10 protein-coding genes are annotated in these 9,272 nt (G+C 59.0%); 7 read left to right on the top strand and 3 right to left on the bottom strand.

The window, feature by feature from the left end; translation table 11 throughout:
• Positions 1–321 precede the first annotated feature (321 nt).
• Positions 322–1,224, top strand: a complete 903-nt coding sequence (gene iolE, locus FGE21_RS18645) for a myo-inosose-2 dehydratase (RefSeq protein ID WP_139664922.1) — start codon at positions 322–324, stop codon at positions 1,222–1,224.
• A gap of 30 nt (positions 1,225–1,254) precedes the next feature.
• Entirely contained in the window at positions 1,255–2,079 is an 825-nt protein-coding gene (gene iolB, locus FGE21_RS18640) for a 5-deoxy-glucuronate isomerase (RefSeq protein WP_139664921.1), read from the top strand.
• A gap of 88 nt (positions 2,080–2,167) precedes the next feature.
• Here the strand turns inward: iolB and FGE21_RS18635 are convergent, their stop codons facing one another.
• The 3 genes from FGE21_RS18635 to FGE21_RS18625 form a co-directional block, all read right to left on the bottom strand.
• Positions 2,168–2,347: a hypothetical protein gene (locus FGE21_RS18635; RefSeq protein ID WP_139664920.1), complete on the bottom strand. Its 180-nt coding sequence runs from the start codon at positions 2,345–2,347 to the stop codon at positions 2,168–2,170.
• A 227-nt stretch (positions 2,348–2,574) separates the two neighbouring features.
• Positions 2,575–3,393 (bottom strand): hypothetical protein, encoded by an 819-nt coding sequence (locus FGE21_RS18630; protein WP_139664919.1) that lies wholly within the window; start codon positions 3,391–3,393, stop codon positions 2,575–2,577.
• The gene (locus FGE21_RS18625; RefSeq protein ID WP_139664918.1) at positions 3,390–5,783 is read right to left on the bottom strand and encodes a hypothetical protein; all 2,394 of its coding nucleotides are present in this window, start codon (positions 5,781–5,783) and stop codon (positions 3,390–3,392) included. Before FGE21_RS18625 ends, FGE21_RS18630 begins: the two co-directional genes overlap by 4 nt.
• A gap of 549 nt (positions 5,784–6,332) precedes the next feature.
• On the opposite strand from FGE21_RS18625, the gene FGE21_RS18620 reads away from it, so the two are divergent.
• The 5 genes from FGE21_RS18620 (at position 6,333) to FGE21_RS18600 (ending at position 9,254) form a co-directional block, all read left to right on the top strand.
• Positions 6,333–6,566, top strand: coding sequence for a hypothetical protein (locus FGE21_RS18620; RefSeq protein WP_139664917.1), 234 nt, complete (start codon positions 6,333–6,335; stop codon positions 6,564–6,566).
• Entirely contained in the window at positions 6,563–6,916 is a 354-nt protein-coding gene (locus FGE21_RS18615) for a hypothetical protein (protein WP_139664916.1), read from the top strand. The genes FGE21_RS18620 and FGE21_RS18615 overlap by 4 nt, the downstream gene beginning before the upstream one ends.
• Positions 6,917–6,986: 70 nt before the next feature.
• Positions 6,987–7,745: a hypothetical protein gene (locus FGE21_RS18610; protein WP_139664915.1), complete on the top strand. Its 759-nt coding sequence runs from the start codon at positions 6,987–6,989 to the stop codon at positions 7,743–7,745.
• Positions 7,746–7,827: 82 nt separating this feature from the next.
• Positions 7,828–9,027, top strand: coding sequence for a DUF1611 domain-containing protein (locus FGE21_RS18605; protein ID WP_139664914.1), 1,200 nt, complete (start codon positions 7,828–7,830; stop codon positions 9,025–9,027).
• Entirely contained in the window at positions 9,024–9,254 is a 231-nt protein-coding gene (locus tag FGE21_RS18600; RefSeq protein WP_139664913.1) for an alanine racemase, read from the top strand. The genes FGE21_RS18605 and FGE21_RS18600 overlap by 4 nt, the downstream gene beginning before the upstream one ends.
• Positions 9,255–9,272: the final 18 nt, after the last annotated feature.

Here is a 9,272-nt window from a genome sequence, read left to right as displayed (position 1 = left end):
TGTCGCAGTGCCCGAGGTGTCAGAGCGCGACGAGGTCCGCGAGAAACGCAAAGCCTATGAGGCGCAGCTGCGTGCCCGGGTGACGGGCTGAGGCCCGTCACCCCTCGAACACCCCGTGACGGGCTGAGGCCCGTCGCCCCCGAATACCCTGTGACGGGCTGAGGCCCGTCGCCCCTCGAACACCCCGTGACGGGCTGAGGCCCGTCACCCCTCGAACACCCCGTGACGGGCTGAGGCCCGTCGCTCCCGAACACTCTGTGACAGGCTGCGGCCCGTCTGCCCAAAAGATACACCAACCCTCTCAACTACAGGACATGTTCCATGATCCGCTTCGGAACCAACCCCATTGCCTGGTCCAACGATGATGACCAGACGCTTGGCGCGCATATCACCTTGGACCAATGCCTGTCAGAGGCGGGCCAGATCGGCTTTGACGGGATCGAGAACGGCCACAAGATGCCGTGGCATGCGGATGAGCTGAAGGCTGTGCTGGCGCCGCATGGGTTGGCGTTCATTTCGGCCTGGTATTCGCTCAACCTGCTGACGCGCTCCGTCGAGGAGGAGATCGCGATGATCCAGCCGCATCTGGACCGGCTGAAGGCGATGGGCTGTAGCGTCTGCATCGCCTGCGAGACCTCCAACGCCATCCACGGCAATGATTCTGCCCCGCTGCACGACAGCCCCTCCCTGTCGCCCGAGCAATGGACCGAATTCGGTGCCAAGGTCGAGGCCGTCGCAGCCCATTGCGCCACCGAAGGCCTGCCGATGGTCTATCATCACCACATGGGCACCGTGGTCGAAACCCCGGCCGAAATCGACCGCTTCATGGAGGTGACGGGGCCGCAAACGCGGCTGCTGTTTGACGCGGGCCATTTCTATTTTGGCTCCAACGGTGCCGATCCCGCGCCCTATCTGGCGAAATATATCGACCGGGTTGGCCATTTCCACGCCAAGAACGTCCGCCGGGCGGTCAAGGCCGAGGTTCGGGCACAGCATCTGAGCTTTCTCGAAGGGGTCCGGCGCGGCGTCTTCACGGTGCCCGGTGATCCCGAAGGCGCCGTGGACTTCGCGAGCTGCCTTGCGGTGCTGGCGGGGCATGGCTATGACGGCTGGATCGTGATCGAAGCAGAGCAGGACCCGGACGCGCGCAACCCGTTTGACTATCAGTCGCTTGGGCTGCGGACCCTGAAAACCCTCGCCCGTGATGCCGGGCTGATCGCCTGAGCTTTTGTCGTTCTGCAAGGAGGAAACAGCATGTCAGATCTCTTGAGACGCCCCATCGGCACCACCGGCAAGGTGCATGACATCACCGTCCAGAGCGCCCGAGGCGCGAAAAGCCCGGACTGGGGCTATGTGGGCTTTGGCCTCTACCGGCTGACCGCGGGGCAGACCGCAGCCGAGGCAACCGGCGACCGCGAAGTCATCCTTGTGCTGGTCGAAGGGAAGGCGGAACTGCGGGCTGCGGAGCAGGATTTTGGCGAGATGGGCGCGCGGATGAACGTCTTTGAAAAGACCTCGCCCCACTGTCTCTATGTGCCCAACGACAGCGACTGGCAGGCGGTGGCGACGACTGACTGCACGCTGGCCGTCTGCAGCGCGCCGGGCCGCTCGGGCCACAAGGCGCAAAGGCTGGGCCCGGAGGGCATCACCCTGACCGAACGCGGCAAGGGCACCAATACCCGCTACATCAACAATATCGCCATGGAAGACCGCGATGTGGCCGACAGTCTGCTGGTCACAGAGGTCTTCACCCCGTCCGGGCACTGGTCCTCCTATCCTCCGCACCGCCATGACGAGGATGATTTTCCCAATATGACCTATCTGGAGGAGACCTATTATCACCGGCTGAACCCGGAGCAGGGCTATGGTCATCAGCGCGTCTGGACCGAAGATGGCGCATTGGATGAAACCATGTCGGTTTCCAGCCACGACGTGACGCTGGTCCCCAGAGGGCACCATCCCTGCGGTGCGCCCTACGGCTACGAGATGTACTACCTCAACGTCATGGCAGGCCCGCGCCGGAACTGGCGCTTCAAAAACCATCCCGATCATGACTGGATCGCGAAACGGGACCAGTGACAGGTGACGCGACAGGTGGCGCGCCTGCCGTGACCTGCCGCGACCTGAGCGTCCCCGTGACATCAATGGTCGGACTGTTTTCCGGTCCCTATGGCTCCGGTGTTCCTTCCGGTTTGGTCTTTTGGGCCGTCGCCTTCAGACGCGCGAGGAGGTCGGCTTTTGCGGGGCGCTGCCCGAACGGGTTCTTCGCGGAGCCCTTGGCATTGTGCTCGCTGTGACGCAGCCTGTTCTTGCCCGCCTTGGGGGCGCCTGATTTTCCATAATCCATTGTCGCGTTTTCCTTCTGCGATTGATTGCAGTGTCATGCACGAAATGACCTCACCACGACAAGTAGGACTTGACCGAATGCCGCGCGCGGCGTGTCCGCCCTTTCCCCTTGGGCTCCCCCTGGCTCGCCTCGACACGCCCAATCACACGCCCAATCAGACCTCAACGCCCGCCGTTTTGCCCCCTTCATACCGTTCACCTCGGCGTTCAGAGGGATGGTGACCCCCCTTAGGACTTTATGGGGTAGTGGCAGGAGAAAAAGGGAATTAGGACCGGTCGTTTGGTGACATCGGCTGCCAGAATACTGACTTGGGTCATAAACCATTTCTGAGAGGGGTGTTCGGCATCTGTCACAATTGAAAAGGTTCTTTGCAAGCGCGCGGGGCCGTAAAAGAACTGCGCCAAACGGCGCGGGTCTATGGTTGTTCGCTGCGTATTTTGCGGAATGGGCCCGGTGTATTGTGTTGACTGATCCACCGCCACAATGGCCCCGACGAGGGTTGCGCCTTTGTATAGTTTCTTCAAGGTGCCAAAGGCCTGAACCCCTGCGGCCGGAACACCCGACAGGGTGAGCAATCCGGCTCCGGCAAAGAGCGCCATGCTTTTGAGGTTGCTTTTGGTCTGGATCAGAGCCTGCGCCTGCAGCCTTGCCCTTGTCTCGATAGTCCGCTTTTGGACGGGCGACATCTCTGTGCTGTCGCCCGGAAATGCGGCGTCTCCCCTGGCTGCGATGTCGCGCATGATTTGCGGCGGCACCGTCATGACGACGGAGACCGAGGTGCCCCATTGTGTCCGGGCCATGACGCCCACGCGCTTTATGCCTAGCGCGCTCGCTCTGACATGGGGCAAGACCCGTTCCCAATAGGGATTGTCCGGCCCATTGGTCATCGGGATATGTTTTTCGCAAAAACTCCGCACATTGAGATACCAGGGCCGCGGGCTGCCGGATTGCGCCGAGGCCGGCTCGCTCATCGCCAAAACCATCGCCAAAATAGCCAGCACCGAGATCGCAACCCGCCTCAGCTCAGGCCACGACAGTGTCTTCATTGGCACGCCCAGGGAACATAGCGCCCGCCCGGTTCGATTTGGCGCGGGCAGCCGGAACTGATGAGGCCGCTGCGCGGGGGTTCTGTTCTGGGGGGCGGGGTGACCGCTTCCGGGGCCAGCAGCCAGGCGTCATCAATGGCCAGATCGACCTGACCGGACAGCCAGCGCAGGCTCTGATTGTCGATGCAATAGGCCTCTGCGATTGAGGTCTGGCACAGGCTCTCACGCAGCGGGTAAAGACGTTCGGCGTAGGTTTTCCAACGGATATGCTCGATCAGGGAGTCGCGTCGGCGCTCGATCACGTCTGGATCAGAGTTTTCTGCGGCCGTGCCCCATTGCGACGAGGAGGTCAGTTCGGCAAGGTTCAGTTGATCTTTGGTCAAGGGCGTTGCCGCCGCCAGTTGATACAGGGCCCCGGCCCACTCGCCGATCGCAATCGTGGCGCAGGGCTGAGCCGAGCTGAGTATTTTGATCGCGGCGAGGAGACGGGCGTCATCCGATGTTTCCAGAACAGCCGCTTTCGGCGCAAACCCGTAATCACCAAAGCGGCGGCTTGTGTCGGCGGAGCAATCGGAGCTATGGGGCGCGCTCATATCGACCAGGGGCGCGAAATATGTCTCGAAATCCCGCAGGCTGATTTCTGCGGATTCACGCAGCTCCCGCAGCTTTTCGCGGCTGCTTTCCAATGCATCGCGCAATGCGTCAACCTGGGAATTCAACACCGTCCGGATTTCGTTTTCCATCTCAGGCACCAGTGCGAACTCTGAAAATGCAGACATATCAATGCCGTTCGCGCCAGGATTCCAGACGCGCGGCAGGTCGATTTCCACCTGAGGCGGCAATGAGGGTTGCCCGGGAACACTCGGCGCGACGAGGCTTTTTGCAAGATCGCTATTGGGCTGCGCGCTCAGACGGTCCACCACATTGGACGCGGACAGCCGCAGGACGAAGTCGTTTTGATAGGTGTTCAAGATATCCTCGGCCGACGTTCCGGACCACAGATCCTCGAGAATACGCTCTGCAACACCCTCCTCGCCAAATGCAACAAATCCGGACAGGGCCGCTTGCCGGTCCGCAATCTCTGCCGTAATTGCGGCCCGCTCATCGGTCAGCCATTGCGCTGCAGCTGTCAACCGGGCCTGAATGCTGCTCTGTTCCGCCTCGGATATTTCAATCACCTGCGGGTCGCAGGTTCCGCGCGTCGTGTAGCAGGCGTCAATCGAACTGCCCAATATACGCAGCAAGCGAAACACCTGAAACCGCGTGCTCGCCACGGATCGGACCGGCAGCATCGCCTTGACATGCAAGGGGGAATAGATCCGTTCGGCGTCAGGCTGTGCGATGATATCCGCTCGGTCTATTTCCGCCAGGATCGCCTCGAGGTCGCCGAGAAAGTAGAAGAGGGCGCGCTGATCATCCAGCCGGTCAAACAAAGTCAAAGCCGCGACCAGATCGGTTTTGCCGGCGAAATCGATGAGGTTGGCGTAGGGCATCACGGTTGCCGAAAATGAGCTTTGCCCCTCCAGCATCCGGCTGACGTCCAGCGCCGTCGCCAGATCATAGGTCGCGTTGATTTCGCCCGGGACGACCAGGGGCTCTATGCCGCCTTCCTGATAGACCTGAAACGCGGCATTTTTCGTGCTGGCGGAATTTGTTTCCTCGCCCGAGGACGCAAAACTGGCTGCTCCGCCAAACCCTTTGGCGGAGACACTGGCGGCAAAGGTCTGCTTGTCCGATTGCGAGCTGCCCGAATATGTCGCCAGCACATTCACCCGCACCCCACGATGCACAGCCAGAACAAAGGCATCCCCGCAGGTCTGCAGGAACCGCCCGACGTCGCCTGCGTCGACCAGGGCGCGGGCCTCTTCCGTCAGGCGAATGGCCCGGCCCAAACGGACCGCATCGCGTTTGGGGTCCCCGCCCGTGGGCAAGAGCGCAAGAAAGCGCTGCATCGGTACCGCTTGCGTGCTGCCAAAGTTGAATTCCGCGCGAAACAGCGCCGACAGGAAATCACGGTTGACCCTGGTCTGGCTGGTGCCGGAGGCCGAAACGCTGGCTTTGAACCCAAACCCCTTGAAGCTGCCGCTGCCTGCACTGCTGCTGGATTTCGCAAAGGCATAGGTGTCCTGAACAAATTCGTAGTCTACCGAAAACTCGCTTTTTGGAATCCCGACTTCCATGACATCGACACAGGTCGCAGGCACCCGCTGGCCGAGAAAGGAATTCCAGCCGCTGCCGATCTCTAGCCCGTAGGGCGGATAGGGCACCTCGCGGGTTGAGGCCCGCGTCCAGGGCTCGCTGCTGTCGCCCTGCGCCAAAACCGGGCTGGTCTGTGCGATGCCGAGCGCAATAGCCAGGGACAAGCTCAGAAGATTGGCGGTAGTGGACATTTGGGACCCTCAAAAAGCTGTTTCTCGAAATTCAACACGTCGCACCTATGTCTTGTCGCGCTCTTGTCGCGTTTGCGCTCCGGTCTCTGACCGCATTTAGGCAGCCTTTGCTCCGTTCGCCAAGAAACTTTTGCCGCCGCTCCGGCAGGCGTTGTGGATGGCGTCATGCCCCTCTCGGCGGTCAATCCTGTGCGGTCAATCCAATGCTGGCGATACAGTGTATCAGAGAGTTCGCGCCCCAACTGAGCTGGATTGCGGACCCAAATAGACAGAATTTCCGCAGACAATAGAGCTCCCCTTGCGGGCAGGTAAATTTGAATCATTGCAATTTCGGGGCGCGGCGGCTATGTAGAACCTGCATAGTTTTCGGTTGCCTTCCGTTTCGGCGCAACGCCGTACAAGTGAACCGCACTCCTCCATGTAAAAACTTGATTGTCGCGCCTGTTCGCAAGGGCTTGATGTTTGGGAAAGCTGCCGATGTGATCGCGCACGACCACATCACCTGTGACATTCCTTCATCCGTTTGTGGTCGCTTGACACCCAGAGGAATTGTCGGCGGGCGACTACGAAGTTTTCGCCGAAGACGAATTGCTGCAGAGCCTCAGCGTTGCAGCTTACCGCCGTATTGCGACCTCTCTTTTGAAAAAGTGGGATCCGGGAGGCCCTGACCTGCGTCTCGTCGATCATCGCGACATAGAAATTGCGCTGGCACATGATCGAGCCATTGCAAACCGAAATATGGATAGTGAGGCGGCGCTTTCTCCGTCAGAGGAACAACAATGACATTTCCAAATTGGATGAAACCGGGCATTTATGGTGTCTTGATCGGCGCATTTTCGGTCTCAATTCTGGGCTTTAACTGGGGTGGCTGGACCACCGGCGGCAACGCACAGAAGATGGCTGAAAACTTTGCCGCTGATGAAGTAACACTGGCAATGGTTCCTGTCTGTTTGAATAGGTCAGAAGCCGACACAGAGCGCAGCGCAAAACTTGCGGTACTCAAGGATTCTGCGGGTTATACGCGACGCAAGGCCATGATGGACACGGGTTGGGCCACGCTGCCAGGCACTGATGCTCCAAACCGCGATCTTGCGGACGCCTGTCTTGCAGGACTTGAGTTGGATGGATCGTAATTCACGGCTGCAAGCAAAACTGCCTCCATTTTCCCGGACTGAGCGCCTATCGCCAGGAGGGGCCTCGTTCATGCTGCTGGTGCTCGGGGCAATTCTTGCAGTCTTTCTGTCTGCACTGACAGCGCGCGCCCAAAACACAATCCAGCCAATCCCCGAGAATGCCAGCGCCAAGAGCTACGGCGATGGGTGGGAGTGCGATGTCGGATATCGTCAGAGCGGAAAAACCTGCTTTGAAGTGACTGTGCCCGACAACGCCTATAGTACCAACCGCACATATGGGCCGGGCTGGGACTGTCTTCGGGGGTTTCGCAAAACCGGCGAGGCAAACTGTGTCGCTGTCGAGGTTCCGGCGGGAGGATATCTGGATCCATCGGGCGAACGATGGCGGTGTTTGCGCGGCCGTGTCAAAGTTGACGCAACCTGCCAGACCATCATCCTCCCCGAACACTCCTACCTGGCAGATGCATCGAGCGGAGCTTTGTGGATTTGCGACCGCGGCTTTGAAGCAAAAGGCGAGGAATGTGTTCCCATCGTGGTTCCAGAAAACGCCTATCTGAACGGATCAAGCTTCGGCCAGCCATGGACATGCGAACGGGGTTTTCTTGAACAATCGGGCCGCTGTGAAGCCGTCATTGTCCCTGATCATGCCTATTTTGACGATGCCTCCTATGGCGCAGGCTGGAAGTGCGATCGCGGATATGCAGCCTCTGGCCAGAGCTGTGAGCCAATAGATATTCCCGACAATGCCCATCTGGACAGGTCGGGAAACCGCTGGGAATGCGACAAGAATTTCCAGAAATCACGAAGCTTGTGCGTTCTCAACAACTGAGCCCATGGCACGGCAGCTTTGGAACCAACACCCCAGCAAGGGGCCAACTGCATTCAGTGCGGGTCATCGAAAAGGAAATTTCATGAAGAACGAAGAGAGTACGAAAAATACCGTTCGCCGCCTGATAAATGGCATGCAAACACGCCCTTTGAGTGAATTTGAACGCAATCAATCTAACTTCAACGCTCATCACGTCACGATACCAACGGCAATTATCTACTGCGAAGGAAACTTCGCAAAGATTGACGGCAAGACGGCCAACGGGCTCATTCGGCATTCACAAGCCTATCGCATCTTGTCCGTTGTCGACAGCGCGCATGATGGCAAAGACAGCGGTTTGATTCTGGATGGTGCCGCCAATGACATACCTATTTATGCCTCTCTGGAGGACGCGGTTGTTCATGAAGCCTCCATCCCGGATACCTTGATATATGGCCTGGCGCCGTCGACAGGAAAACTCTCATCCATGGATCGCAGTGTTGTTCTGGCGGCACTGGCGCTCGGCATGAACATCGTGAGCGGTTTGCACGAGTTTTTAAGTGACGACGCCGAGATTGCCGCCGTTGCTTCGAAACACAAGGTCACCATACGTGACATCCGTAAACCCAAACCCAGCAAGGAAATGCGGTTGTTTGACGGTAGCGTTGCAAATGTACATGCTCTTCGCATTGCGGTGCTGGGAACAGATTGCGCCATAGGCAAGCGGACAACGGCGACTGTTCTGGCGCGGGCTCTGAACGCCAAAGGTATCAAAACCGTGCTGGTTGGCACCGGTCAAACAGGGCTGATGCAGGGGGCAAAATATGGGGTCGCTATAGATGCCGTCCCGCCTCAGTTCTGCTGTGGTGAGCTGGAGGGGGCAATTCTAGCGGCTTCAGAGGCAGAACAACCCGACGTCATCCTGATTGAAGGTCAAGGGGCGCTCAGCCATCCGGCCTTTTGCACCTCCGCCTTTATCCTGCGCGGCAGTCAACCGGACGCCGTCATTCTGCAACACGCGCCAAAGCGCGCGCATCGATGTGATTTTCCAGATATGCCAATGCCGAGCCCTGCGAGTGAAATCGCATTGATCGAAGCCTTTTCAAATACCAAAGTCATTGGCATGACGCTCAATCATGAGGGAATGTCCGAAGATGAAATCAGCACTTTCATCACGACGCAGTCACACCACTTGGGGCTGCCTGTTACCGATGCCTTGAGCCGCCCGAAACCACATCTGCTTGCCATGTTGGTTGATGCCTATCCCGGCCTGTTCAAAGGTGCGCCTGCGGCTGCGATATGACGACACCTCGCGTAGAGGTTGATCTGGACAAAATTCGACTGAATACGCGGTGCTTGGTTGACCGGTTAAAGCCGCGTGGGATCAGCGTGACGGCCGTCACCAAGGCCGTATGCGGGCGGCCCACTATCGCACAAGCCATGCTTGACGGAGGGGCGGTGGGCCTGGCAGAGGCCAGGATCAGCAATGTGCAACGATTGCGCCGCGCAGGACTCACATGTCCGATCTGAGCCTCCCCCTTTAAAGTG

The organism is Phaeobacter sp. B1627 (assembly GCF_006265095.1).
Classification (GTDB): Bacteria; Pseudomonadota; Alphaproteobacteria; order Rhodobacterales; family Rhodobacteraceae; genus Epibacterium.
This window is presented reverse-complemented; position numbering and strand designations above follow the sequence as displayed.

Excerpts from the sequence above, each read along its gene's own strand:
- iolE (WP_139664922.1), top strand. The coding sequence starts at position 322 with ATGATCCGCTTCGGAACCAACCCCATTGCCTGGTCCAACGATGATGAC.
- iolB (WP_139664921.1), top strand. The coding sequence starts at position 1,255 with ATGTCAGATCTCTTGAGACGCCCCATCGGCACCACCGGCAAGGTGCAT.
- FGE21_RS18635 (WP_139664920.1), bottom strand. The coding sequence starts at position 2,347 with ATGGATTATGGAAAATCAGGCGCCCCCAAGGCGGGCAAGAACAGGCTG.
- FGE21_RS18630 (WP_139664919.1), bottom strand. The coding sequence starts at position 3,393 with ATGAAGACACTGTCGTGGCCTGAGCTGAGGCGGGTTGCGATCTCGGTG.
- FGE21_RS18625 (WP_139664918.1), bottom strand. The coding sequence starts at position 5,783 with ATGTCCACTACCGCCAATCTTCTGAGCTTGTCCCTGGCTATTGCGCTC.
- FGE21_RS18615 (WP_139664916.1), top strand. The coding sequence starts at position 6,563 with ATGACATTTCCAAATTGGATGAAACCGGGCATTTATGGTGTCTTGATC.
- FGE21_RS18610 (WP_139664915.1), top strand. The coding sequence starts at position 6,987 with ATGCTGCTGGTGCTCGGGGCAATTCTTGCAGTCTTTCTGTCTGCACTG.
- FGE21_RS18605 (WP_139664914.1), top strand. The coding sequence starts at position 7,828 with ATGAAGAACGAAGAGAGTACGAAAAATACCGTTCGCCGCCTGATAAAT.
- FGE21_RS18600 (WP_139664913.1), top strand. The coding sequence starts at position 9,024 with ATGACGACACCTCGCGTAGAGGTTGATCTGGACAAAATTCGACTGAAT.